The 25,148-nt window shown below is 48.3% G+C and carries 27 protein-coding genes; 8 read left to right on the forward strand and 19 right to left on the reverse strand.

The features are described from left to right. Positions 1-122: 122 nt before the first annotated feature. From guaA to HMPREF3027_RS08135, 5 genes are all read right to left on the reverse strand, one after another. A complete protein-coding gene (gene guaA / locus HMPREF3027_RS08115; protein WP_070708000.1) occupies positions 123-1,637 on the reverse strand; it encodes a glutamine-hydrolyzing GMP synthase in 1,515 nt (504 codons plus the stop codon). Between the two features lie 17 nt (positions 1,638-1,654). Next, on the reverse strand, positions 1,655-2,347 hold the full coding sequence (gene trmD / locus HMPREF3027_RS08120) for a tRNA (guanosine(37)-N1)-methyltransferase TrmD (protein ID WP_070708002.1): 693 nt from the start codon (positions 2,345-2,347) through the stop codon (positions 1,655-1,657). Positions 2,348-2,816: 469 nt separating this feature from the next. Beyond that, positions 2,817-3,149, reverse strand: a complete 333-nt coding sequence (locus HMPREF3027_RS08125) for a hypothetical protein (RefSeq protein WP_070708004.1) — start codon at positions 3,147-3,149, stop codon at positions 2,817-2,819. Between the two features lie 11 nt (positions 3,150-3,160). Then, a complete protein-coding gene (locus HMPREF3027_RS08130) occupies positions 3,161-3,757 on the reverse strand; it encodes a cob(I)yrinic acid a,c-diamide adenosyltransferase (protein ID WP_244401282.1) in 597 nt (198 codons plus the stop codon). A 22-nt stretch (positions 3,758-3,779) separates the two neighbouring features. Continuing rightward, the gene (locus HMPREF3027_RS08135) at positions 3,780-4,307 is read right to left on the reverse strand and encodes a hypothetical protein (protein ID WP_070708006.1); all 528 of its coding nucleotides are present in this window, start codon (positions 4,305-4,307) and stop codon (positions 3,780-3,782) included. A 96-nt stretch (positions 4,308-4,403) separates the two neighbouring features. Here HMPREF3027_RS08135 and HMPREF3027_RS08140 point away from each other — a divergent pair, with 96 nt between their 5' ends. The 5 genes from HMPREF3027_RS08140 (at position 4,404) to menA (ending at position 9,646) form a co-directional block, all read left to right on the forward strand. Continuing rightward, positions 4,404-5,303, forward strand: coding sequence for a M48 family metallopeptidase (locus tag HMPREF3027_RS08140; protein ID WP_070708007.1), 900 nt, complete (start codon positions 4,404-4,406; stop codon positions 5,301-5,303). 4 nt (positions 5,304-5,307) lie between these two features. Then, positions 5,308-6,642: a tRNA lysidine(34) synthetase TilS gene (gene tilS / locus HMPREF3027_RS08145; RefSeq protein ID WP_070708009.1), complete on the forward strand. Its 1,335-nt coding sequence runs from the start codon at positions 5,308-5,310 to the stop codon at positions 6,640-6,642. Positions 6,643-6,703: 61 nt separating this feature from the next. Then, a complete protein-coding gene (locus HMPREF3027_RS08150) occupies positions 6,704-7,393 on the forward strand; it encodes a cell division ATP-binding protein FtsE (RefSeq protein WP_070708011.1) in 690 nt (229 codons plus the stop codon). 16 nt (positions 7,394-7,409) lie between these two features. Continuing rightward, positions 7,410-8,765, forward strand: coding sequence for an aspartate kinase (locus tag HMPREF3027_RS08155; RefSeq protein WP_070708013.1), 1,356 nt, complete (start codon positions 7,410-7,412; stop codon positions 8,763-8,765). Continuing rightward, positions 8,762-9,646 (forward strand): 1,4-dihydroxy-2-naphthoate octaprenyltransferase, encoded by an 885-nt coding sequence (menA, locus tag HMPREF3027_RS08160; RefSeq protein WP_070708015.1) that lies wholly within the window; start codon positions 8,762-8,764, stop codon positions 9,644-9,646. Before HMPREF3027_RS08155 ends, menA begins: the two co-directional genes overlap by 4 nt. Here the strand turns inward: menA and HMPREF3027_RS08165 are convergent. From HMPREF3027_RS08165 to HMPREF3027_RS08175, 3 genes are read right to left on the reverse strand one after another with little or no spacing between them, the layout of a single operon-like run. Further along, positions 9,638-10,273, reverse strand: coding sequence for a DsbA family oxidoreductase (locus HMPREF3027_RS08165; protein ID WP_070708017.1), 636 nt, complete (start codon positions 10,271-10,273; stop codon positions 9,638-9,640). The genes menA and HMPREF3027_RS08165 overlap by 9 nt on opposite strands. Positions 10,274-10,279: 6 nt before the next feature. Continuing rightward, a complete protein-coding gene (locus HMPREF3027_RS08170) occupies positions 10,280-10,927 on the reverse strand; it encodes a DedA family protein (protein WP_070708019.1) in 648 nt (215 codons plus the stop codon). 6 nt (positions 10,928-10,933) lie between these two features. Beyond that, positions 10,934-11,767, reverse strand: a complete 834-nt coding sequence (locus tag HMPREF3027_RS08175; RefSeq protein ID WP_070708021.1) for an enoyl-ACP reductase FabI — start codon at positions 11,765-11,767, stop codon at positions 10,934-10,936. 1,234 nt (positions 11,768-13,001) lie between these two features. Here HMPREF3027_RS08175 and queC point away from each other — a divergent pair. The 3 genes from queC to HMPREF3027_RS08190 are packed head-to-tail and all read left to right on the forward strand — an operon-like array spanning position 13,002 to position 14,697. Next, the gene (gene queC, locus HMPREF3027_RS08180) at positions 13,002-13,652 is read left to right on the forward strand and encodes a 7-cyano-7-deazaguanine synthase QueC (protein ID WP_070708022.1); all 651 of its coding nucleotides are present in this window, start codon (positions 13,002-13,004) and stop codon (positions 13,650-13,652) included. Then, a complete protein-coding gene (locus tag HMPREF3027_RS08185; RefSeq protein WP_070708023.1) occupies positions 13,649-14,095 on the forward strand; it encodes a 6-pyruvoyl trahydropterin synthase family protein in 447 nt (148 codons plus the stop codon). The genes queC and HMPREF3027_RS08185 overlap by 4 nt, the downstream gene beginning before the upstream one ends. Further along, positions 14,095-14,697: a 7-carboxy-7-deazaguanine synthase QueE gene (locus HMPREF3027_RS08190; protein ID WP_070708025.1), complete on the forward strand. Its 603-nt coding sequence runs from the start codon at positions 14,095-14,097 to the stop codon at positions 14,695-14,697. The genes HMPREF3027_RS08185 and HMPREF3027_RS08190 overlap by 1 nt, the downstream gene beginning before the upstream one ends. A 6-nt stretch (positions 14,698-14,703) precedes the next feature. Here the strand turns inward: HMPREF3027_RS08190 and HMPREF3027_RS08195 are convergent, their stop codons facing one another. The 11 genes from HMPREF3027_RS08195 to HMPREF3027_RS08245 are packed head-to-tail and all read right to left on the reverse strand — an operon-like array spanning position 14,704 to position 25,146. Continuing rightward, the gene (locus HMPREF3027_RS08195; protein ID WP_070708027.1) at positions 14,704-15,768 is read right to left on the reverse strand and encodes an adenosylcobinamide amidohydrolase; all 1,065 of its coding nucleotides are present in this window, start codon (positions 15,766-15,768) and stop codon (positions 14,704-14,706) included. After that, complete coding sequence (locus HMPREF3027_RS08200) at positions 15,765-16,142, reverse strand: diacylglycerol kinase (RefSeq protein WP_070708029.1); 378 nt, start codon at positions 16,140-16,142, stop codon at positions 15,765-15,767. The genes HMPREF3027_RS08195 and HMPREF3027_RS08200 overlap by 4 nt, the downstream gene beginning before the upstream one ends. A gap of 3 nt (positions 16,143-16,145) precedes the next feature. Then, the gene (locus HMPREF3027_RS08205; protein ID WP_070708031.1) at positions 16,146-17,246 is read right to left on the reverse strand and encodes a phosphotransferase enzyme family protein; all 1,101 of its coding nucleotides are present in this window, start codon (positions 17,244-17,246) and stop codon (positions 16,146-16,148) included. 5 nt (positions 17,247-17,251) lie between these two features. Continuing rightward, a complete protein-coding gene (locus tag HMPREF3027_RS08210) occupies positions 17,252-17,947 on the reverse strand; it encodes a phosphatase PAP2 family protein (RefSeq protein ID WP_070708033.1) in 696 nt (231 codons plus the stop codon). Between the two features lie 6 nt (positions 17,948-17,953). Next, positions 17,954-18,712, reverse strand: a complete 759-nt coding sequence (locus HMPREF3027_RS08215) for a tetratricopeptide repeat protein (protein WP_021903570.1) — start codon at positions 18,710-18,712, stop codon at positions 17,954-17,956. Between the two features lie 4 nt (positions 18,713-18,716). Then, the gene (locus HMPREF3027_RS08220) at positions 18,717-20,519 is read right to left on the reverse strand and encodes a BatD family protein (protein ID WP_070708034.1); all 1,803 of its coding nucleotides are present in this window, start codon (positions 20,517-20,519) and stop codon (positions 18,717-18,719) included. Continuing rightward, positions 20,519-21,259 carry a tetratricopeptide repeat protein gene (locus HMPREF3027_RS08225; RefSeq protein ID WP_244401265.1) on the reverse strand — a complete coding sequence of 247 codons (741 nt, stop codon included), beginning with the start codon at positions 21,257-21,259 and terminating at the stop codon, positions 20,519-20,521. The genes HMPREF3027_RS08220 and HMPREF3027_RS08225 overlap by 1 nt, the downstream gene beginning before the upstream one ends. Beyond that, positions 21,256-22,293, reverse strand: coding sequence for a vWA domain-containing protein (locus tag HMPREF3027_RS08230; RefSeq protein WP_083317567.1), 1,038 nt, complete (start codon positions 22,291-22,293; stop codon positions 21,256-21,258). Before HMPREF3027_RS08230 ends, HMPREF3027_RS08225 begins: the two co-directional genes overlap by 4 nt. Further along, positions 22,293-23,273 (reverse strand): vWA domain-containing protein, encoded by a 981-nt coding sequence (locus HMPREF3027_RS08235; RefSeq protein WP_070708038.1) that lies wholly within the window; start codon positions 23,271-23,273, stop codon positions 22,293-22,295. Before HMPREF3027_RS08235 ends, HMPREF3027_RS08230 begins: the two co-directional genes overlap by 1 nt. Further along, positions 23,270-24,238: a hypothetical protein gene (locus tag HMPREF3027_RS08240; protein WP_070708040.1), complete on the reverse strand. Its 969-nt coding sequence runs from the start codon at positions 24,236-24,238 to the stop codon at positions 23,270-23,272. Before HMPREF3027_RS08240 ends, HMPREF3027_RS08235 begins: the two co-directional genes overlap by 4 nt. A 35-nt stretch (positions 24,239-24,273) precedes the next feature. Then, positions 24,274-25,146, reverse strand: coding sequence for a DUF58 domain-containing protein (locus tag HMPREF3027_RS08245; RefSeq protein ID WP_018028775.1), 873 nt, complete (start codon positions 25,144-25,146; stop codon positions 24,274-24,276). Positions 25,147-25,148 lie beyond the last annotated feature (2 nt).

A 25,148-nucleotide genomic window follows, 5' to 3' on the forward strand; every position in this document is an offset into this window, starting at 1 on the left:
GTGCGAGAATGGCACTTCGTGCAACATTCTCTGTAACTGTATCAGATAAAAACTTACTGCTAAAAAATATGCGGAACATACCGAGGTATATTCCGCATAATATATTTAGTGGATATTGAAGATTACTCCCACTCAATGGTTGCTGGTGGCTTGGAGGAGCAGTCGTAGACTACACGATTGATGCCCTTAACATTATTAATGATCTCATTGGAGACCTTGGCGAGGAACTCGTGAGGGAGCTTCGCCCAATCGGCCGTCATTGCATCGATGGAGGTGACAGCTCTCAAGGCACATACATACTCGTAAGTACGCTCGTCGCCCATCACACCAACTGAGCGGATGGGTAATAAGATGGCTCCAGCTTGCCATACCTCTTCATAAAGCCCCCACTCCTTGAGTAGTGATATATATATATGGTCTGCTTCCTGAATAATCCGCACTTTTTCGGGGGTAATATCACCTAAGACACGGATGCCTAAACCTGGGCCAGGGAATGGATGACGGAAAATCATATCGTGCTTCATACCCAGTTCGAGGCCTACCTTTCGTACTTCATCCTTAAAGAGCAGCCGTAGAGGCTCCACCAACTTCAGCTTCATCTTTGCTGGCAAACCGCCCACATTGTGGTGGCTCTTAATCACTTGCCCTGTTATTGAGATCGACTCAATCACATCGGGGTAAATCGTTCCTTGTGCCAACCACTTGACATCTTGGATCTTGCTCGCCTCTACCTCAAAGACATCAATGAAGCCTTTGCCAATAATCTTGCGTTTCTTCTCTGGATCAGAGACGCCGGCAAGTTGACGGAAAAAGTAATCCTTTGCGTCTATCCCCTTAACATTCAGTCCGAGATGCTTATAATCGTCCAGCACTTGCTCAAACTCTCCCTTGCGAAGTAAACCATGATCCACGAAGATACAGGTCAATTGGTCGCCAATTGCTTTATTGAGCAAAACTGCTGCTACACTAGAGTCCACACCACCACTTAGAGCGAGTAGCACCTTGTCACTTCCGAGCTGCTTTCTTAGCTCTGCCACCGTGCTCTCGACAAATGATGCAGGGGTCCATTCCTTAGCCACTTTGCAGATAGCAAGGAAGTTGTCTAGCAATTTAGTTCCCTCTTCCGAGTGTGCCACCTCGGGATGGAATTGCACACCCCAAATCTCCTTGCCCTTAATACGATAAGCAGCATTTTCGATCGTCTCGGTACTTGCTAATCGCTGGCCATCTGTAGGAAGTTGTGTAATGGTATCACTGTGTGACATCCAAACGGTACTCTTGGAGGAAAGTCCTTTGAGAAGGGGATCCTCGGCGAGAATATCCAAGTGAGCCCTTCCATACTCACGAGTAGCAGATTTCCCTACTGCTCCACCCAACTGACTAGCGATGAACTGAGCCCCATAGCAGATCCCCAATAGAGGCACCTTGGGTAGCTTGCTAAGATCTATCCGAAACGCCTCTGGCTGAGAGACGGAGTAAGGGCTACCAGAGAGGATAATACCCTTGAGGCTCTCCTCGGTCTTAGGAACAAAATGGTATGGGTGCACCTCACAATAGACGCCTAATTCGCGTATGCGACGAGCAATCAGCTGAGTCGTCTGCGACCCAAAGTCTAGGATGATAATCTTATCAAGCATAATCTATATCACTATTATCAGTTGTCAATTTCTCTTTTCTCCAATAGATGAGGTCTCAGTCTCTGCGTCCTTTCAAGTGCCTGCTCCATTTCCCATGCCTCGATCTTGGCAGGATTGCCTGAGAGCAGTACCTCTGGCACCTTCCAGCCTTGGTAATCTGCAGGGCGGGTATAGATGGGCGGAGCCAAAAGGTTGTCTTGGAAAGAATCGCTCAGTGCACTCTGTTCATCGCCTAGCACACCAGGTATAAGGCGAACCACGGCATCGGTGATAACGGCAGCTGGGAGCTCGCCCCCAGTAAGTACAAAGTCGCCAATGGATATTTCTCGAGTAATGAGATGCTCACGAATACGGTGGTCGATACCTTTATAGTGACCGCAAAGGATGATGATATTTTGTGCCAAAGAGAGAGTATTTGCCAATGGTTGCGTTAAGATTTCGCCATCGGGCGAGGTATAGATCACCTCGTCATAGCTACGCTCCTGCTTCAGGGCTTTGATGGCATTGTCCACCGGCTCAATCTGCATCACCATACCAGCAGCACCGCCGAATGGATAGTCGTCCACCCTACGCCACTTATCGGTGGTGTAGTCTCTAAGATTGTGCACGTAAATCTCAGCCAGCCCCTTATCTTGGGCTCTCTTAAGGATGGAGGTATGCACAAAGTCCTCCAACATCTCTGGCAAAACGGTCAGTATATCTACCCTCATATATGGGGCAAAGTTACTTAAAAGTAAAGAAACAGACTATAAACGACACACATATAGTAGAGGTTACGCATTAGAAGGTCTTACCATTAATGACCTCCCCTTGTGGAAGGGCAGACGGATTCTAGCCCCTAGTCGAGGCTCGTAGAGCCGATGACTAGGGGTGAAAAACCGCTCCCACCATTCGACCCCTTGTGGGTCGGACAATCCATTCCAGAATTAATCTGATGCGGTTGTCCGACCCGCAAGGGGTCGTGGGATAGGGGAGGGAATGACCGTTAACCCCCAGTCGTTCGGGGCTAACGCCCCTCCGACATGGGGGCTAGGATCCGTCGGACCTCCTCGCGGAGGTCCTTCTAGCCTATCAGTAGCTTTGGTGAATATAAGTTGTTAATGTTGTACAGTGTATGAGATGCAGGACTCTTTCTAATGCGTAATCCCTGCACATATATACGTAGCGTAGAGAGTGGCTCTACCTTCCACGCCAATAGCTGAGCCACGCAAAGTGCTTTCGCTCTTGAAGGTATGAGGGTTGAGACTGGTAGGCATAGGCTTCACGTTCAAAGCCAATTCGCCAATAAGCTCCAGCACCTCCGGCTATTCGGCGTACCAACCACTCAACAGCATAGATGAGATAAAAGCCCACATAAAGGAGTTCTCGCATCTGTGCTGTATGAATCTTTTCGTGCCGGATAAGAAACTCATCGACTTTACCACGATGATCACTTCTCACTACGATCCAACCTAGCAGATTGATCGCGATGAAGGGGCGAAAAGGAACGAAACGGCTAAAGTAGACCTTCACTCGGGATCAGCTTAATCTCTAAAGCGCTTCCAAGTGACTTCCTCACCATTTTCGTGGCGAGCCAAAACGCGTGCCAGCACAAAGAAGTAGTCGCTCAGACGATTGATAAAGTTCTTTACGCCAGCCTCTATCTCTGCTTCAGGGTCGGCATCGAGGAGTTGATAAATCACCCTTTCGGTACGCCTTGCTACCGTCCTACAGATGTGGGCAACACTAGCGGCTTGACCACCAGCAGGGAGAATAAACTCCTTCAGCTTTGGGAGCTGAGAGTCCATAATATCGATCTGACGCTCCAAGTGGAGGATATCCTCAGGGGTGACACCCGAAGGGACGTCATACTCCCGCTTTTGTCCCCTAAAGTCGGCTGCCAAGTAGGCACCACACGTAAAGAGTCGATCCTGAATCATCTCGAGTGTCGCATCCTGACCTATCTCGGTAGGAGTCAACGCCCGCAGCAACCCCACAAACGAATTGAGTTCATCGGCCGTACCATAAGTATTCAGCCTCAGCGAACCTTTAGAGACCCGTTGGCCACTCATTAGGGAAGTCTTTCCCTTGTCACCAGATCGCGTATAAACGGAACTTTTCTTTATCTCTTTCTCTTCCATAATATCTCATTTATATAGTTTACTACATTGTCGTTCTGTAAAGATACTTAACTCTCGGCATATCCACCACCAATATTGCCTCGTAAAGGTCTAATATCAGCCCTGAGGGTAGCTTTTCAACCCACTCTTTTATCTGCGCCCTTGTAGTTGGCCTGGGCAAGAAAAGCAACAGTCCATTATTGAGTTCCTCAAGAGAGGGTAGTCTTTCCATACCACGTGCTATGCATAGCGTTCGCCCTAAAAGTGGGGAAGGTTGAGAGCTGACCTGAAGGGTAGACTTTGCCAACTTCACCACCTCTATCAATGGGTCTCCCACTGGAAGCACCACTGCATCCAGATCACAGCGAGCCACCAAGCGATAAACCAAGCGTGCTAATGGGCTGGCAAATAGTTTTGGATACTGCTCAAAGTGATAATAGATGGCATACGGACGAATTAGCGAAAGAATCATCGCATACCCTTTGGGCGAATGTACTCCTCTTCCACGTCCATACCTCAACCTTCTAAAAACACGCCACCGATAGGGGCTAAACCGACTATACATCTTCATCAGGACAAAAGTACACAATTTTTGAATTACGGTAACTCAAAAAAAATGAATACCTTTGAAGAATAATAAGGACATTCAACTAACGATGTAGATATTATGAATAGAATTAAGATTACGATCATAGGAATACTGCTAACTATCGGTATTGGCAGTTGCTCAACAGTAGCCATTAGTGGCAGGAATCGAATCGACTTGGTACCCGATTCACAAGTGCTCTCCACTAGCTTTGCACAATATGCTCAATTTATTTCTAAAGCCCCAAAGAGCAAGGACCCTAAACAGACCCAACGTGTCGTAGCGATTGGACAGAGAATAGCCAAGGCAACAGACACCTACCTAAGGAGTGTGGGGATGGCTGCCGACGCAGATAACTACAGATGGGAATTCAACCTCATTGCTGACCGACAAATCAATGCCTTTTGTATGCCAGGAGGTAAGATTGTGGTGTATGAGGGCATTTTACCTATTGCTAAAACTGATGACCAACTCGCTACCGTTATCTCGCACGAGGTAGCTCACGCCGTTGCCAAACACGCCAATGAGCGGATGAGTCAGCAGATTCTTAAGCAGTATGGAGCTGGGGCACTCAGTTTGCTTCTAGCAGGCAAGGGTGGCCTCACTCAGCAGATGGGAGGAATTCTATACGATGTAGGCTCCACAGCCTTCTTTACCCTACCCTACAGTCGCAAGCATGAGTACGAGGCCGACATCATAGGTCTTTACCTGATGGCTATTGCAGGGTATGACTACAATCAAGCGGTTCAATTTTGGACCAATATGGCTGGGGACAATAAAGGGAAAGCGCAGCAATCTGACTTCTGGAGTACGCACCCTAACGATGCCAATCGCATCAAGAAGATTCAAGAGGAGTTGCCACGCGTGAAGGCTTTTATTGAAGGTGGTGGTAAGAGTGCCCCTGTGAAACCGGCCAACCACAGCGAGCTAACTAGCGATATCAATAAGGGACGACAAACTCCGCTTAAACTAAGGTACTAAGACTGTGCTGGCCAAAGCAAGAGCCATTATCCGAGAGGTCCTCAATGAAAAGGATAAAGTACTCGTGGGACTGAGCGGTGGAGCCGACTCCATCGCACTCTCCCACCTCCTTTACTACATGGGTTATAAACTTGTGGTGGTCCACATCAACTTCCACCTAAGGGGTAAGGAGAGTGATCGGGATGCGCAGTTCGTTGCGGACTATCTGGCCAAAAAACTTCCTGAGGCTGAGTGCCACTTTGCAGACGTTGATACTTATGGCAGGGCAAGAGAAGCTGGGATTTCCATAGAAATGGCAGCAAGAGAGCTTCGCTATGAACTATTTGAGGAACTACGAAATGCCCATCAATGTGCTTGGATCGCAGTGGGGCATCATGCTAATGATCAGATAGAGACGGCTCTCCTCAACCTCTCCAGAGGCACTGGTGGTAAGGGGTTGGCAGGAATGCAGGTAGTCTCTGGCCAATTATTCAGACCCTTTCTCACCACGTGGCGAAGCGAATTGGAGGCGTACCTTTCTGCTCACCAGCTTGATTATGTCACTGATAGCACCAACTACGATACCACCATCAAGCGCAATTATATTAGGCACCAGCTACTGCCTAGCTTTGAGCAACTCAACCCCTCCTTTCCTAGCTCTCTGCTAGAGAGTATGGCCCACTTCCGAGAGGAGCAAGAGTACATTGAGCAAGCAACAAAGCAATTTGCATCACGGCATTTCAATACCGAGGAGCAGAGCCTAGATATTCGGAATGTAGAGGAACCCTATCTCTTCAAAAGGTGGCTCCTCGACCACGGTTTTACCCCCACGCAAGCTGAAGATCTCATTAATAGTTGGGACAATCCCAAGACCATCACATTTACCTTTGGCTCTAGCTATGCCGAAGTCTATCGTGATAAGCTCTACCTCATCACCGAACCAGTTGAGGAATACCCCACCGAGCAACTATCCGACCGTTGGAACCATCCACAAATTGGAGCCATTCAGTGGAATAGACTCGGGTCAGTAGCACTGCGACTTCACCAAGACTTTGCAGAGAGAGAGGTGGTGGTACGTATAGGACGTAAAGAGGATCGCTTTACCCCTTTTGGCATGAAGTCGGGGAGCAAATCACTCTTTAGGTATTTGGGTGAAAAGGGACTTCCAGAGTACTACAGACCATTTTGCCCAGTCCTAGAGTGCGATGGCGAGGTGATTGCGGTGGTTCCATTTGAAGTGAGCCAGCATGCGAGATACCAAAGTCTCAGCGACTCTATCGGTATTGGATTTGAGCCTTCGGGAGCAGCTTTTGGAGCGATCCTTAGGAATCTCACAAGCAATGTGAGAGGAAATAGGTAAATTTGTCATTCGTTTAGCAGAGTTGAGCGAGATACAATAGGAGAAGTAAAAGAATAAAGAGATGTCGGAACAAGCATTACTATCACTGCAAAATATCATCGTGAAGCGTGAGGAGAATATCATCCTAAATGGGGCTTCACTTGTGGTGCAACCAGGAGAATTTGTCTATTTGATTGGTCGTGTAGGATCAGGAAAGTCAACACTTCTGAAGTCCATCTACGCCGACCTCCCAATTTCAGAGGGAGAGGGACGATTTGGCGACTTTGACCTAAAGCACATAAAGCGTAAGCAGATCCCTTTCCTAAGAAGAGAGCTGGGCATCATATTTCAAGACTTCCAACTGCTTACCGACCGCTCTGTGGTGAAAAACCTAGAGTTTGTACTCAGAGCAACTGGGTGGAAAGATAAAAAGCTAATCCAAAAGCGAATCTCCGAAGTACTAGAGCAGGTAGGGCTAGAGAGTAAAGGCTACAAGATGCCCCACGAACTATCAGGTGGTGAGCAGCAACGCATCGTCATCTCTAGAGCCCTCCTCAATAAGCCAAAGATGATATTGGCAGATGAGCCCACCGGCAATCTCGACCCCATTACGGGCGAGCAGATCATCACGCTCTTACGAGAAATCGGAGAGGCAGGAACCTCAATCTTGATGAGCACACACAACTACGCACTCGTGAAGAAGTTCCCCGCAAGGATTGTGAAGGTAGAGGGAGGAAAGCTGCAAGAGATGCAGTTGAAACAGGACTTATAATAGACTTGAAAGTGAAATGAATAACAACTCAACTTCCTTTTCAGATCTAGTAGTGATGAAGTTTGGTGGCACCTCTGTAGGTTCTGCCGAACGGATAAGAAATGTGGGCGACCTCATCAGTGGAAGCGAGCGTAAAGTGGTGGTATTAAGTGCCATGTCGGGGGTCACCAATATGCTGGTAGAGATCAGCCAGCTCTTCAATAATAGCAACACCCAAGGAGCACTGAATAAGATTCAGGAGCTACAAGAGAAGTATCAAGTGGTTATCGAGGAGCTCTACTCTCAGCCCGAACATAAAGAGGAAGCGCTGACCTTCGTTGCTGAGAAGATGAACTTTCTCAGAAGTTTCAAAGAGGAGTACTTTACCGACTTTGAGGAGCGTCAGATATTGGCTCAAGGCGAAATCATCTCCGTAGAGATGATGCGGCTCCACCTAGCAGAGCGAGGGATCGTAGCTATTAAGCTACCCGCACTGGAGTATATGGTAACGAACAAACATGGCGAGCCCAATTTACCTGAGATTCAGTCGCAACTCATTGAGCTACTCAGCCACTATCCTAAGCAAAGTCTCTTCATTACCGAAGGATACATCTGTCGGAATGCCTACCTAGAGATAGACAACCTGAAGCGAGGTGGAAGTGACTACACTGCAGCACTGATAGGTGCAGCTCTCGATGCCAAAGAGATACAAATCTGGACCGATATCGATGGGCTACACAATAACGATCCGAGGGTGGTCGACCATACAACAGCAGTGCGTCATCTGCACTTCAACGAAGCGGCCGAATTGGCCTACTTTGGGGCAAAGATACTGCACCCCGCCTGTATTCACCCCGCTAAGATGAGAAATATACCAGTGCGGTTGCTCAACTCCATGGAGCCTGAGGCAAAAGGTACCATCATCTCCAACCGCATCAAAGAGGGGTCACTAAAGGCAGTCGCAGCAAAAGATGGTATCACAGCCCTTCGTATCCTCAGCTCTCGTATGCTTCTTGCCCAAGGCTTTATGCGGAAGGTATTCGAGACCTTTGAGCGCTACCAGACTGCCGTGGATATGATCACCACCAGTGAAGTAGCCATCACCCTCACCATAGATAATACCAATCGGCTTGAAGAGATTCTACTAGAGCTACGAAAGATTGCCGATGTCTCCGTAGATGAGGATATGACCATCATCAGCGTGGTCGGCGATATGAATTGGAAGAATGTAGGCTTTGAGAGCCGAGTAGTTGAGGCTCTAAGTGAGCTTCCCGTGCGAATGATCTCCTACGGAGGTTCCAACTATGGCGTTTCTATCTTGATTCGTAGTGAAGACAAGGTAAGAGCACTGAAGCTACTGAGTAAGCACCTCTTTCACGAGGAGGTATCATGAACGAGCAGGTTCACAAATGGATTTATGCTACACGCCCCCACACACTCGGGGCGTCCGTTGCACCAATGTTGCTTCTACTAGGGGCCGTAGTAAGCGACGGAGTAATGCAATGGGGCTACTTCCTTCTCTGCCTTGTGGTAGCGGTATCGGCACAGATCTCAAGCAACTTCGCCAATGATTACTTTGGCTATAAAAGCGGAGAGGATACCGACCACCGCTTAGGATTCACTCGTCTTCTCTCCACTGGAGAGGTCACCCCACGGCAAATGCTCATTGCCCTAGGCATCTCGCTCTCCATTTGTGCTGGATCAGGCTTATTTCTCGCCTTCCAAAGAGGATGGTGGCTATTGCTGGTAGGGGCAGTAGTTATTTTATGTGCCATTGCCTACTCCGCAGGGAAATACTCATTGGCAAGGACTGCACTAGGCGACCTTGCGGTAGTTATCTTCTATGGGTTAGTGCCTATCCTTGTCAGCTACTACGTCATTGCCGATGCTCGGGCCCAGCTATATCTACTTTTGCTGGCACTAGGTATCGGGTTGTGGGAGACCAACATACTAGTCTGCAATAACTATCGCGACTACGAGGAAGATTTAGAGAGCCACAAACTGACGTTGATTGTTCGAATGGGCAAAAGGTCGGGCCCCCTCCTCTACCTCATTAATGCAGTGCTATCGCTACTGCTGATTGTTATTGGACTTATCACAGAGGGAAGCTGGCTCGGAGCGATTATTATTGGATTACTCGGTGCGGCACTCTACGCCAATGGGGTGATGGCAATCTATCGACTCAGAGGGAAGAGCCTCAATAAACTACTCCGCTACACCAATATCGCCACACTCATCATGGGTGTAGTGACCATGCTCATCCTCTTACTTTAAGGTCTTTTGAAGTGCCTCACGAATCTGCTCGGGAGTGACGACACCCTCCAGCATCACCTCATCACCGAAGTAAATAGTAGGGACAAAATTGTAAGCATATTGAGCTGCAAGTACCTGATCCTCTTTCACCTCCGATAGATAGAGGTCACCCTCAAGTACGCCAGCAACAGCCTCTGCAGGTAAATTGGCCTCTATTGCTACCCGCTTCAGCTCCTCCAACTTGCTAAAGTCTCTTCCTTCCGAGAAGTAACCACGTCCAAAAAGAGTTGCTACCTCTAGCATTCGACCCTCCTTCGTAGCCACCTTCAAAAGCCTTGCAGCCCTCTGAGAATTATGCGACCAAGCGGACTCTAGGTTGTTTTCCAGACCATACTTCTCCGCCAAATGATTCAGCACCGATCGACTCTTCTGGAAGTGTTGCAACTCCTCAGGGTCTTCCACCTTCTCCATCCTCTCAAGCCATGTAAAAGAGGTATTAAGAGGTAACTCTGGTGCCAATAGACAGCTTCGCCACCTCACCTCTACTTGATCTTCGTACCCACCAGCCTCTAGTTCGCGCTTCAAGAGTACCTCACCGATATAGCAAAAGGGACAGGTAATATCGCCCCAGAAATCAATCGTCATCATATAATATTATACACTTTTCTCCTTCGGACGGCGAAGTGCCTTAATCGTCATATAGAGGAGTGCTAGTACCACAATACCGAGGATAACCAAGCCAATCTCATGGCTATAACGCTCCACATAAGGCATCAGCTCCTCTCGCGGCACCACGCTCTCCAAGTACCAACCAATCAGAGCCAGCACTAGGTTCCATGTACCTGCACCCAACGCAGTATAAAGAAGAAAAGGGGAAACCTTCATCCCCGACATTCCCGCAGGAATCGATATCAACTGCCGAATGCCTGGCACTAGACGACCAACTAACGTAGAGATCGCACCATGCTCAACAAAGTAGGTCTCGGCCTTCACGATCTTCTCCTCCGAAAGCAGGAAGAAAGCCCCCACCCTACTCCGTGCAAAACGATGCACGAGCGGACGGCCCAACCATACTCCAATTAGATAGTTGATCAAGGCTCCAATCAGTGCCCCGAGAGTAGCGAAAATCGCCACCCCGCCAAAGGTCATATCACTACTACCAGATGCCACCATATAGGCTGCTGGTGGCACCACCACTTCACTTGGGAAAGGGATAAAGGAGCTCTCAATCGCCATCAGGAGCATGATGGTGAGATAATTGAGATTCTCCAAAGCCCATTCAATAAACGGTAGGCTCTCCATAAGCAATTAGTCGATATTGTCTAGCTCTCCTTTGGTGTACTGAGCCAAGGCATCGGCACTCATTCCAGTAGAGGAGAAACCTCCGTCGTGGAAAAGGTTTTGCATCGTCACCTTTCGAGTCAGGTCACTAAAGAGTGTTACACAATAGTCGGCACAATCATCCGCATCGGCATTTCCAAGTGGCGACACCTTCTCGGCAAAGTGACGCAAGAGGTTCATTCCCTCAACACCGCTACCGGCAGTAGTCACTGTAGGAGATTGGCTCACTGTATTGATGCGTACCCCTTTCTCCCTGCCGTAAATCAGCCCAAAGTTGCGAGTGATTGACTCTAGGAGTGCCTTGGCATCGGCCATATCGCTATAGCCCACAAAACTCCTTTGTGCGGCAATGTAAGTCAACGCCACCACGGAGCCTCCCTCACTGATTGCATCCATCTTCTTTGCCACGGTCAGCATCTTGTGAAGCGAAAGAGCCGAGATATCAAGCGTCTTCGTATAGTTTGGATAATTGATATCATCATAAGGAATCCCCTTACGCACATTGGGGCTCATTCCAATGGAGTGGAGTACAAAGTCAATCTTACCACCAAGGGCTTCCATACTTTCACTAAAGACCTTTTCAAGATCCTCCACACTCGTTGCATCACAGGCAATCACCTTTGCCCCCGTCTCCTGAGATAGGTCATTAAGCGTGCCCATTCTGATCGCTACAGGTGTATTGGTCAGGGTAATGCTCGCCCCCTCCTCTACCACACGCTGTGCCACCTTCCACGCAATTGACTGCTCATTCAGAGCACCAAAGATAATTCCCCTTTTCCCCTTAAGTAAACCGTAAGCCATATACTATATCTATTCTAATTCTTAATATTAAACTACAAACAAAGATACCAATTTTGAGCATACTCTCCATTGACAGCATAAAGTGTACAGGGGTTACGCATTAGATAAGCCTAGCCGTAGGTCATTCACAGGTGTGCTATTGGGGAGGACCCCGGCTGAGGGGTCTGTGTTAAATAGGCACAAGTCAAGGCACGTAGTGCCGAAGACCTGTGTATAACGATGTGCAAAACACCCTTACGACCCCGGCTGAGGGGTCGGACAACCTTATCTAGGTCTGACCCCTCAGCCGGGGTCAAGCAGATGAAAAATATGCCCTTGTACACAGGTCGTTCGGGGCTTTGCCCCTCCGACCTGTGCCTATTTAAGAGGGACCTCTGCCGAGGTTCTTACCCCATTATCCTCTACAACTTGTAAATGATCATTCGTGCAAGTGACGCTTCTAAGTCTCTTTCTAATGCGTAACCCCTGTCATGAGAGCATAGCAAAACATAGTCAAATATATCATTATAATTCCAGCGTTGCAGTTCGCCGATATTCCGCTAGGTTGCGGAACGTATTCCGTATGCGTGCGGAATGGATTCCGTAGCCCTGCGGAACGTATTCCGCACGCATACGGAATGAAGCGTTGTTACCAGAACGCATTCCTACTATAGTACACACTACTCATCTGTTATTCCTGAAAGAGTAGACACACTGTTTCCTCTATTTCTAAAAGTATAGACACTCAGACGAAAACCACTCAATAAGGTTTTTCTAATACGCTACCTCTGAATCATCCATGAAAAGATGATAGAAAAGCGGTGCAGTTTTTGGTATCTTTGTAATCGTTAGGTCTATATCAAATGTGAACAATGACCTCCAACTTACTAGATAACAGATGACCATGACTACGAACAGCTTTACTCGCTCCTTAACCGTCACCCTATTGCTGCTTTTATTCTCTGTCACCGCCAACCCCACAGAGATAAGGAGTCAGCAAACACGAACCGTATACATCTGTACAGGGAAATACTCCAAGGCCTATCATGCGAGAAGGGAGTGCAAAGGACTCAACAACTGTAAAGCAAGAATAAAAGCCGTCAGAATTTCAGAGGTGGGCAAACGCAAACCCTGTAAAATCTGCGTCTCCTAACTCACGACTTTCCAGTCTTGCCTAATAAGGGCACCCAAATCAAATTTGGCTAAAAAGCAGAGTCATTCCACCTCAAAATTATTGTTTATCTTTGTAGCTGTTATGAGTAAGAAAGGAATTATAGTAGTTTCGGGAGGTGTGGATAGCATCACGCTTCTCTATGATAAGCGGGAGGAGATCGGTTTGGCACTCACCTTTCGCTATGGGTCGAACCATGAATCGCGAGAGGTGCCTTGTGCGGAGTATCACTGCAAGCGGCTTGGTATTGAGCACCGGGTGGTGGATTTGGACTTTGTGAAGATGATGCATAGCTCTCTATTAGAGGGGGCGGAGCAGATCCCTACTGGGGAGTATGAAGAGGAGAATATGCGGAGCACGGTGGTCCCCTTTCGCAATGGGGTGATGCTCTCTATCGCTTGTGCCTTTGCTGAGGACCGAGGTATGGACAAGGTATTTATCGCCAATCACTTTGGAGACCATGATATTTACCCCGATTGTACAGCGGCCTTTATCAAGGGAATGAATGAGGCGATGGTGCAAGGGACCTACCACCACGTGCGGGTGGAGGCACCCTATACTGGGCTCTCTAAAACAGAGATTGTGGCGATTGGGACTAAGTTGGGGGTGGATTACAGCCACACCTGGAGCTGTTACAAGGGGGGTGAGAAAGCGTGTGGAGCGTGTGCCACCTGTAGAGAACGACAGGAGGCCTTTAGGGATAATGGACTTGTAGACCCAATACCTTACCTATGAACGGAAAGGAGTACAGAATAAGGGCTGAGCGATACCACGATATCTGCTTCGGCCATAGGGTGATGAATCACGAGAGTAAGTGCCGCCACCTCCATGGACACAACTATCGCTTTTACTTTGTGATAGAGGCGATGGAGGGGTTGGACGAACTGGGGCGTGTGCTGGACTTTTCAGTGATCAAGGAGACGCTCTGCCAGTGGCTGGAAGAGCATTGGGACCATCGCTTTCTTCTCTTTGTGGAGGACCCCTACCTGCCGACGCTTGAGCAGCTGAGCCCCGAGAGTATTGTGGCAGTGCCTTTTAACCCAACGGCGGAAAACATTGCCCAATATATGCTATCGACCATCGCCCCACCCCTCCTAGAGCCATGGGGCTGTAGACTGGTGGAGTGCCGTGTGGAGGAGACGCGTAAATGTGCTGCCACAGCTCACATTAACGAATAATGGAGCATCGACTGAGGATTGTGGAGCTCTTTCAGAGCTTGCAAGGAGAGGGGGCGAATAGTGGTCGGCTGATGATTTTCATTCGACTAGTAGGCTGCAACTTGAATTGCGCTTTCTGCGACACTGCTTTTGATCGAGTGGAGATGGAGTGCACACCAAAGGAGCTACTGGAGGAGATCAAGAAGAGATACCCGACCTGCAAAAACATTCTTTGGACGGGGGGGGAACCAACTCTGCAACTCACGGAGGAGGTGGTGGATTTTTTCAAATCGGCTGGCTACTGGCAAGCCCTTGAGAGTAATGGTCTGGTGCTGGCTCCTAGAGGTTTGGACTATATTACCCTCTCTCCCAAGGTGAAGTGGGAAAAGGTGACGGAGAACTACCATGATCGGGTGGTGGGGGAACTGAGATTTCCGATAGCTATGGGGGACCCTCTGCCTGAGATTGAACGATTTCCAATGGCGATGCATTATTACCTCTCACCCATCTTTGACGGGGATAGGGTGGTGGCTGAAAACATCGGTTACTGCCAGCAACTGATTGAGGAGGATCCTCGTTGGTCGCTATCCCTTCAGATGCATAAGCTCATAGGCATCCGATAGGAAAGGCTAGAGTTCTTTGATGAGCTCTACCAGCAGGGAAGCGAGGGGACCTTTACCTTGAGATTGGATAAAAGCATTGAGGTAGTCGGATAAGACTCTTTGATAGGTCTCTTTGGGGATTAAGCCCCACCCCATCTGCTCTCTTAGGTGTAGCAAGGGAGCGATATAGGCGATCACCTCTTTGCTATTCAGTAATTGATCAATTTGCTCTCTCTGCGGAGCCACTCCATAGAAGGCGATATAACGCTTTTCGAGCGCGTCATGAGTGATCCCGAACCGCTTACCTTGCCAAAGCAAACTGCCTTGTCGCTGGGGCGTCATCCCGATGCCGTGAAACTTAAGTGCCTTTTGAACTGCTTCCTTCACCACTCGTCCGATAGTAGAGCCTAGGCATGAATGCAATCCTGCATCATAGAGCATAGTGGGCGCCTCTAGGTTGGAGACCACCATAATGGTATCGGTGCCTGAACCGGTAGCTAAGCCACGTGAGTAACAGCTACCAGCTTGCAACTCTTGTAGTGCGGCACTCTTGGCCTCTGTAGCAGTGATGATGGCTTGTGTCAACACCCCCTCTGGTAGCTGTGCATCTATAAAGAGCATGATATTGATGGTACCAGGGGGTGGCAATAGATTCTCGCCAGTCAGTTCGTCATAGGAGGGCGGGTCGCCCGCTCGGCCACCATTGTGGTCAATACCAGCAGTCACGATAGCTTCTACTTGAATTCCATGGAAGGAATCCATTACCTCGGCACGCTCTTCTAGTTTCGCAGCGGTTCCCATTGCCACTGTCTGCTCCACTGGTAAACCAAGCTCTTTGGTGAGTAGTTGATAATGCTCGCACAGATTGGGAGCTTCCATTTTGGTCACCACTTTATTCTGCACCAATGGGGAGCTACTGTAGGAGTAATTGTAGAGGTACTTCATTCCTTCGCGGCAACCTCCATTCAGTGGCGAACTACTTGCCACCCGTTTACGCCCTTCAAGAGCCACTACCAGTGCCTCACCAGCTAGGTATATCCTATCACCACAGATAGTGGTGCCGACCAAGTTTTTATCTGCTATGAGGCTCAAAATAGATAGGGAATAAATATGATTAATCCTACAATAACTGCACCAATAGCTACGAGTAGAACCGCCCCTGCAGCTAAGTCTTTGGCATCGCGGATAAGTGGAGAGTACTCCAAACTCACTCTATCTGCCAGCTTCTCAAGGGCACTATTCATCGCCTCCATAGAGAATACCAGGAAAATGGTGAGTACAAGAATCAACCACTCTACTTTGCTCACACCTAGTATTGCTGCCAATATCACCACTGCTATCGCACAAAGGAGGTGGATACGTGCGTTGGGCGTATAGAGAAAAAGCTCCCATATACCCCGAAGGGCATAATGGAAGCTTTTGATTACTCTTTTCAGAGGATGGGTTTTAGGGGCGTTGGGTTTCATCGCTTATAGCCAGCTCTTCATAAAATGGTCCATCTCCTTTTGCTTTTCTTCCAACTTGAGAAGGAACTCAAATTGGGCACGGGTGCGTATCAAGTTGTGCTTTGGCTTATGCGTTTTGTAGTAGGTATCGCCATTGATGTAATCGGTGAGGAAACGAACGGTCTGCATATAGGTGAGCAGTCTACCACCATAAGGCAACAACTCTATCTCTACAGCTGTTAGGAATGCCTTGGCCTCCTCCATATATCCACGAATATAGCTCTCAAAGACTGGCATATTGACTTGGATATTGGAGAGGTTTTCATCATCCTCTTCACCACTATTCACCGCGGTACGGATAAAGTCGCCAATATCGGAGAGTACAAATCCGGGCATCACGGTGTCTAGGTCTATCACGCAGAGCACCTCGTCGGTAGCTTCATCGAAGAGGATATTATTGACCTTGGTATCGCAGTGATTGGTGCGAAGCTTGAGAGAACCATTTTGGTAGAGACGCTCTTGCACCGTCATCGCCTCGGCACGTTGCTCTATCTCTTCTATCAAATCCTGTACCTCTGCCACACGACCTACTCTGTCTTCGTTTACCGCATCTCTAAACTGCTGTAGGCGGAAGCTCATATTGTGGAAGTTGGGAATGGTTTCGCCCAACTGCCCCTCAGGTAGATCGGAGAGCATGGAGTGGAACTCGCCAAAGGCTTTTCCCGCTACATAAGCTAGCTTGGGCGACACACTTTCATAGCTCTTACTCCCCTTGATATAGTAGCACAAGCGCCACCTATTTTCCTCTACAGAGGCATAGTTCTTACCATCCTTTGTCTTGATAAAGGTGAGGACCTTCCGATCAATATCCTTCTCTCCTTGCCGCTCTAGGTGACGCCGGATATGGGAAGTGACGGCAAATATATTGCTCTGAAGGGTCTCTACATCTTCAAAGATCTGGTGATTAATTCGCTGCAAGACGTATTTACGCCTCTCGCCTTCAGGAGTATTCACAGAAATGGCATAAGTATCATTGATATGCCCATTGCCTATAGGAATAATCCCCATCACATCTTCGGTAATAGGAAATTGATTGACAGCGCGACCCAGCTCTTTATAATCCATAAATATTAGCTATAAAATTGAAAGAAAAAGGGTGCTGTAATCCAAATCAAGACAAAGAAGGAAGCCATTAGAATACCTACTGTCTGCCTTCGACCGATCGGACGGACAAAGCTGTGTCGTGCCTCTCGGCGTGGCACATCGAGAAATGCAACCCGACTCTCACTATAGAGCCAATAGCAGACCCAGCCACAAGCCAAACCGAGTAACAGGCCGGGCAACACGTCGGTAATGAAGTGCATACCTAGATAGATACGTGAGTAGGCCACCGTAGCCGCCACAATGAAAGAAACAATTGTAAATAGTCGGTGCCTTACGACCAACGAGGCAAAAAGTGAGAAGGCGAAAAAGTTGGTAGTGTGACCTGAGACAAAGCCATAGCCACCTCCTCGATGCCCTAGCACTGTTTTCACTACGTCCTCAGTCAGTGGGTGGTACGTAGGCCGCTCACGCTGGAATATCTGCTTGATGATACCCGATGAAAGGCCATCCGCCAAAACCACTAATAGCACAATCCCAAGCAAGAAGAGGATCACCTCTCCCTTTTTCTGCTTATAAGACATCAATACGAGGAAGAGCACCACGAACACGATCCATGGCCACTTATCCGAGATGAAGTACATCACACTATCTAAGTAGAGACTGTGGAGACTATTGAGCCACAAAAAAGCATCACGCTCTAGACTAACAAGGGATTCTACCATATTTATTTAGCGAAAGTTATTAATGATTTCAAAGGTATTGTTGGGCACCCATCCGACTGTACCGTCGGGGAGTTTGATCTCGGTATACCCCGAGAGTGTCTGCTGTGTTACCACCTTTAGGCCTCCATGCACCACCACAATATCTTTGGCAGAGGCATCGGGGGAGCTCTTTACGGTGATGATACTGCTCGTTAGTATCGCCTCCTTATCTTCATGCGTAAAAAGATAGGAGCGATAGGCAAGGGCATTGGTCAGGATGGTGAGTAAAAGGGCAACCAATCCTCCGTAAAACCCTATCTGCCGTTGCGACCTGCTACGTCCTCTGAAGTAGAAGAACAGTCCAACCAGCACAAGGACAAAAAAGATAAGCCCCAACATCCTCCATGCTGAGAGTGAGCACCAGTGTGAGATATCATCCCACCAACGGCTCAGGAAGAGCCTAGGAGTGGGCTCCATATCATCTACAATCTGGGAGCTGACCAGCTCAAGATTGAATCGGGTATCCCCGTCGGAAGGGTCGATTCGATAGGCTCGCTCAAAGTTGAGGATAGCGAGTGGTAGGTCATTATTCTTGTAGTAAGCCGAGGCTAAGTTATAGTATATCTCCGCCGATGGTTCCCCCTCCTCAAGTGCTTTAGTAAAGCATTCAATTGCTTTAGGATAATCGGCATCACTGTAGGCTGCCACTCCCTCCTGAAACGAAGAGGCGAAGAGTGGTAGGCTGAGGAATAGCAGCGATAAAGAATATAGTAGTTTGCGTCTCATAACATCACTTCCCTTTTAATTTCTGTACCCCATCTATCACAGAAGCGGCCTGATCATAGAGTTGCTCACGCTCCTCCGTTTCGCTAGGAGAGTAGCGTGCCACTTCCAATGTGCTTAGCGTCTGTATCGCCTTCTCTACTAGCTCATCACTGGCTCCACGCTCCTTCATGGCAGTCGCAATGTTCTCTTTGGATAGTTCCGAGAGTGGGATATGCAACTTAGCACTTAAGAAGTCACTCAACCCCTTCAGGAGAGCCTCGTAGTAGGCCGAGTCTTCGCCCTTATTCCTCATCTGATAGGCTATCTTGAGGTACTTCCGTGCCATCTTACCGGCACGTCGGCTCCGATTAGATGCGGTATCAGCCATGTAAGCCTCCTTTTTCCGATCTATCAAGATAGCTACGAGCAGTAGTACTACAAGGGCAATATAGGCAACAAGATAGAGTGTGCCATTGGTCTTATTAAGTGTGGTGGTTCGCTTTGACCCTTTGAGGTAACGGATATCCTTACCTAGATACTTCACATCCTCCTTATTGGAGAGACCTGTCACGGCAGAGACATCTGTCGCTTCACCCTTATCCACATGCACCTTTGTTTCGGGGAGTGTGATGGTTTCATACTGCCCCTTGGCAGGGTCAAAGTAGGTAAAGGGGATAGCTGGTATCACGAAGTCACCCACATGCTTTGGCACGGCAAAGTACTCCTTTGCTCTTGTTCCTCGTGTCTCACCACCTCTTACGCCAGTATCATCGCTCTCCTTTGGGTCGTAGGTATCAAAACCTTCAGGGAAAATGGGCTCAGGAATCTTAGCTAGTTTGATATTCCCCTTGCCCTCCAGCGACATCTTCATTGTAAAACTCTCATTGGTCTTGAGCACCTTAGTAGGCACCTCCATATTAAGAGAGTACTGCCCCACCGCTCCCGAGAAGTTATCGGGTTTAGGCTGTGGCAATGCCTTTACATCGATCGTCACAGGCTTTGTCTTGATCTTCTTACGTAGCTGCTGGAAGTTATCAAAGAAGGCATCAAAGATATCTCGCTTGGGGTTAGAGATCGGCATACTCACGACCATCTCAAACTCTGCCGGCTTAATGACTAATTTGCCTGCTCTCTGCGGGTAGAGTACTACCGAGTGAAAAGTGGCAGCATAGTATAGTTTCCCATTGACTTGCTCCGCCTCGAAGTAGGCTTGAGAGCCATCATCCTGTACGTATTGTACAAATCCCTCGTAATCTGGAAAGGAGAAGTTGGAAAACTGAGTATTCTCTAATCGTGAATAGAGCTTATAAGTAATCTGAACCGCCTCCTGCTCATACACTTGAGTTTTGCTAGGGATAGCTACGATGTAGAGATCCTCAGCCGAAATACTAGGAGAGGAGTTGGCTCCGCCATTATTCACCTCCGTATCTGTATCCGCTCCAAATACGGTAATGCGCCGGGAAGCGGTACGATAAGTGGCACCAGAAACCTCTACCTTTGCTTCCGGGAGGACGTAATTGCCCTCTTTCTCCGCTAGAAGTGTGTAAGTAAAACTAGTGGTTCGGCTAGAGCTTCGCTTACCATTCACGATGCTCATACTCGAACTGCTACTCACGGCCGGTCCGTAGACCACTTCCAGCCCCGACGGTGCATTAAAGTTGATATTCTTGGCAGATGCATTTACTGAAAAGACCACTCTAAATGGGCGTCCTGCTATAATATGGCTCGGCACTTCCACATCAAAAGCCACCTTATCCTGCCCCCACACATTCAGGGAGAGCAGAGTAAAGACTACCAATAATATATATCGATTGAATCGTATCATCATCACCAATTTTTAGGTCTTGACTTTTTGCCCCTTTGCTGTTGCTGCTTCATCTGCTCCACCTTACGCTGCGTATCCTTCTCGTCTTGTAGATAGGCTTGAAGGATCTTCTCCGCATTGTCTTGGCTCATTGTTTCAGCATTTTGAGGCTGTTCTTGCTGCTTATTAGGCTGGTCCTTCTGCTGGTCCTTCTGCTGGTCTTGCTGTTGATCCTGCTGATTCTGCTGTTGCTGGTTGTCCTGTTGCTGCTGCTCTTGATTATCCTTATTATCTTGATTCTCCTCGTTATTATCTTGCTGCTGTTGCTCCAAGAGCTTTTGAGCAAGAGCAAGGTTGTAACGCGTCTCCTCATCGGTTGGTCGACGTCGGAGCGACTCTTTATACATCTCAATAGCCTTGGCATAGTCCTTCTTCGCCATCGCCAAGTTACCAGCATTATGAGCCACATCAGCCGCCTCATCCTTCGGGAGTATCTTTATCTCCTTAAGCATCTCCTGGTAGATCTTATCCGCCTCTTCGCCTCGCTCCGTACGCACAAGGGTATTGGCGAGATTGAAGTTCGCCACCTTGTCACTTGGATTTATCTCCAATGCCTTGCGGTACTCCAGCTCCGCCTTATCGTACTGCTCCTTTTGAAAGAGTTTATTGCCACTCCTTGCCAACTGACGCACCTCTTTCTGGGCATAGCCAGAGAGGGAAAAGGAGACCAGTAAACCTAATAACAATAATATTCTTTTCATCATTCCTTACTTTTAGCTGAGGTACGCTCAAAGAGTTGCACCCGTCTAAAGTATCTATTCTTCCGGTCGAGCAATAAGAAATCAATCCACAGCAGAAGCAATCCGAGTAATAAAGGGATATAATACAGCTCATTATAAGCGGTATAAACCTTCATCTCCAACTCCGCCTGCTCCAATTTGTTGAGGGCCTCCTCCAAGGCTCTTACAGACTGTGACACATCACTGGCACGCACGTAGATACCCCCTGAAGCAGTGCCCATCTCCATTCCAAGTTGCTCATTGAGCTTCGTAATCACCATTTTGCCCTCGGCATCTTGGAGGTAACCACCCTCCGGCATAGGGATGGGGCCTCCGTCAGTAGAGCCAACGCCTAGCACATTGACCAAGATCCCCTGTTTCTTCGCCTCCTCAATCGCCGAAAGCACATTGCCCTCATGATTCTCGGCATCGGTAATCAATACGATGGCACGCTTCACCTTTTCATCACTTGAGAAGCTACGTACACATAGCCGAATCGCCTGCTCTAATTGAGTACCCTGCACCTGAATGAGATCGGGAGAGGCATTATCCAAAAACATCTTGGCCGAAATCATATCCCCTGTGATTGGGAGCTGCACATAAGCATCCCCCGCAAAGAATACCAGACCAATCTTATTATTATCCAGCTTGTCAATAATTCTCGAAACGATTGCTTTAGCACGAGCCAAGCGATTGGGCTTCACATCGTCCGAAAGCATAGAGTTGGAGATATCCATCGCTACCATCAACTCAATGCCCTCACGCTTTACCGTCTCACTCTTAGAGCCCATTTGGGGTCGAGCAAGTGCCACCACCAGCATCGATAGACTGAGTATAAGCACCAAGTCCTTTGCCAACTTACGCCGTAGGGAAAGATCGGGCATCAAGAGACGCACCAATTCGGTCTCACCAAACTTCTTCAGCTCCTTTCGCTGACGGCTCATTCTCCATACGAGGAAGAGAGCCACCACCAGCAATGGCAGCAAAAGGAAAAGTATATATGGGTGTAAAAATCTCATTATGGCATCCTCCTAAATAGCGTACTACGAAGTAATAGTGCTGCAAACAACAGTATCAGAGCAGCCCATAGATAGGGTGGAAATAGCTCTTCCTTTTGGGTGAAACTCTCCACCTTTAGCTTCACCTTCTCCAGCTGATCTATCTCCTCATATATCTTGTGCAAGCTATTGTTGTCGGTAGCTCGAAAATACTGACCTCCAGTAGCAGAAGCTATCTGCTTAAGGCTCACTTCATCAATCTCCACAGGCATACTGACATACTCTACCCCCAGATAAGTCTGAATTGGATAAAGTGCCTCCCCCATAGTCCCTACCCCAATGGTATAAACGCGTATCCCAAAGCTAGCAGCGATCTCAGCAGCGGTCACAGGGGCAATAGTACCAGAGTTATTGGTACCATCCGTAAGGAGTATCACCACCTTACTCCCCTCCTTGATCTCTTTGAGGCGATTCACTGCCGTTGCTAGTCCACTACCTATTGCGGTACCGTCATTCACCAGCCCCATCTCCACACCATTGATCATATTGAGGAGCACTGCATGGTCGGTAGTAAGTGGGCACTGTGTATAGCTCTCACCCGCAAAGACCACCAACCCGATATTATCATAAGGGCGAGAGCTGACAAACTCCCCAGCCACACTCTTTGCCGCTTCAAAACGGTTGGGTTGCAAGTCCTTTGCCAACATACTCCCCGAGATATCGAGTGCCAACACAATATTAATCCCCTCCGTACTCTCTGTAGAATAGGCATTGCTACTCTGTGGGCGTGCCAAAGCCACCACCCCAGAGATAAATGCCAATAATGCCAATGCAAAAGGTAACCAACAGAGCCGTGTACGCCACGACACCTTACGCCCTCTAAAGGCACCAATAGTGCTGAGCGTAAAGGTAGCTGGTCGCTTCTCTCGCCATAGGTAAAGCCATACTGCAAGAGGCACTAGCAGCAATAATAGAAAGAAATAAGGATGAGCAAACGTCATGGCTCCACACCTCCTCCCTCTTCTACACTCTTCTCCTCCGTAGTCTCCGAAGGCCTTTGTGCCTCCCTTTGTGCCTCTATGAATGCTACAGAAGCAGAGAGCAAGCTAATATTCTCATCCGAGGCAGGCTGATACTTTGCAAACTTAGCCAAGTCGGCTGTCTCCAAGATCCTTACAAGCTCGGTATACATCTTATCTCGACCTACTTGCGACTTAAAGGCCTCTAATATCTCCGCACTAGTCATATCCAGTGTGGTGATACCATAGACACGGAAGATATAGCGACGCAGGATATCTGTGAGCCTAGTATAGTACTCCTTCACCCTATTCTGCTGCCAAAGCTCCTCACTCTTCAGGGACGCCACACTCTGTATCGCCTCCTCATAAGGATCAAGTAGTGGCACCTCTTCACGTACCTCATCGACACTCTTCTTTCGTTTCTTTAGATACCTCACTAGGAAGTACGTTGCCACGCCAAGTGCAATAATGGCCAAAATGATATAGAGATAGATGAGGTAGTCTTGCCAAACGAATGGGGGTTTCCACTGCCCCTTAATATCGGCGTATTGGTCGGGGTGCTCCAGGTCCACGGGCACCGTATTCACCACCAAGCTCAATTGGTCACCCGCAGTATATAATGAGTCGCCTACCAGTGCAGAAATATTTCTGAGCTGATAGTTGGCAGAGTCAAAGGAGGTGAGCACCACATCATAAATCAATTCTTGTAGCCGATCATTAATCATAGTAGAATCCACCAACTGACTCTCTATGATCTCCACACCCGATACCAACGTATCCTCTGGCAGCACTAGCCGCATCATCTCCGAGCGAGGATAGACCACCTTCACATTGAGCTTCACCTGCTCACCGATCAAGATGGCCGACCGCTCCAATGTAGGGATAATGCGCACCTCCCCTCCATCCTCCATTGCCAAGAGAGAGAGAGGGGTAAGAAGTAGCGCCATCAGCCACCCTATACATTTTATATATATCCTATGTTTCACCGAATACTCTTATTAAATAGTCGTTGCAGTGCCGGCACATAATCCTGATTGGTCGGCATACTCACAAAGGTGATATCATACTTAGTGAGTGCCTCCCTCATCCGATTGGTGAGCTGCTCCCAGTAGCTACGATACATCTCACGAATCCGCTTGGACGAACTATCAATCATCGTCACCTCGCCACTCTCTGCATCCTGCACTCGTAGCAACCCCACATTGGGGAGCTCAGCCTCCTTCGGATCAAAGACCTGCATTGCCAATACTTGGTGCTTACGGCTCACCACATTGAGGGTTGACTCATATTCACTCTCATCAATAAAGTCGGAGAGGATAAAGAGCGTACACTGCTTCTTCTGCACATTATTGGCAAAGATGAGTGCCTCAGATAAGTTGGTCCCTTTACCCTTAGGCTCCAGACGCAAAATCTCCGTGAGGATATGGAGCACGTGCTTCCTTCCCTTACTTGGTGGAATGTACTTCTCCACTCTATCGGAGAAAAAGATCACCCCCACCTTATCATTATTAGTAATGGTGCTAAAAGCGAGCGTTCCCGCCACCTCAGCAATCAGCTGACGCTTGGTCCGCTCCACCGTACCGAAAAGTCCACTCTCAGAGACATCCACCAGAAGCATCATCGTCAGCTCACGCTCCTCCTCATACACCTTGATATAAGGTCGAGCATAGCGGGCGGTCACATTCCAGTCGATATCCCTCACATCATCCCCCAGCTGATACTCCCGCACCTCACTAAAAGACATACCTCGTCCCTTAAAGGCCGAGCGATACTCACCAGAGAATATATTCTGTGAAAGTCGCCTAGACTTAATCTCGATTCTACGTATTTTACTTAAGAGATCTTGTGTCTCCATCA

Origin of the sequence: Porphyromonas sp. HMSC077F02, assembly GCF_001815465.1 — a bacterium.
Lineage (GTDB): Bacteria > Bacteroidota > Bacteroidia > Bacteroidales > Porphyromonadaceae > Porphyromonas_A > Porphyromonas_A somerae.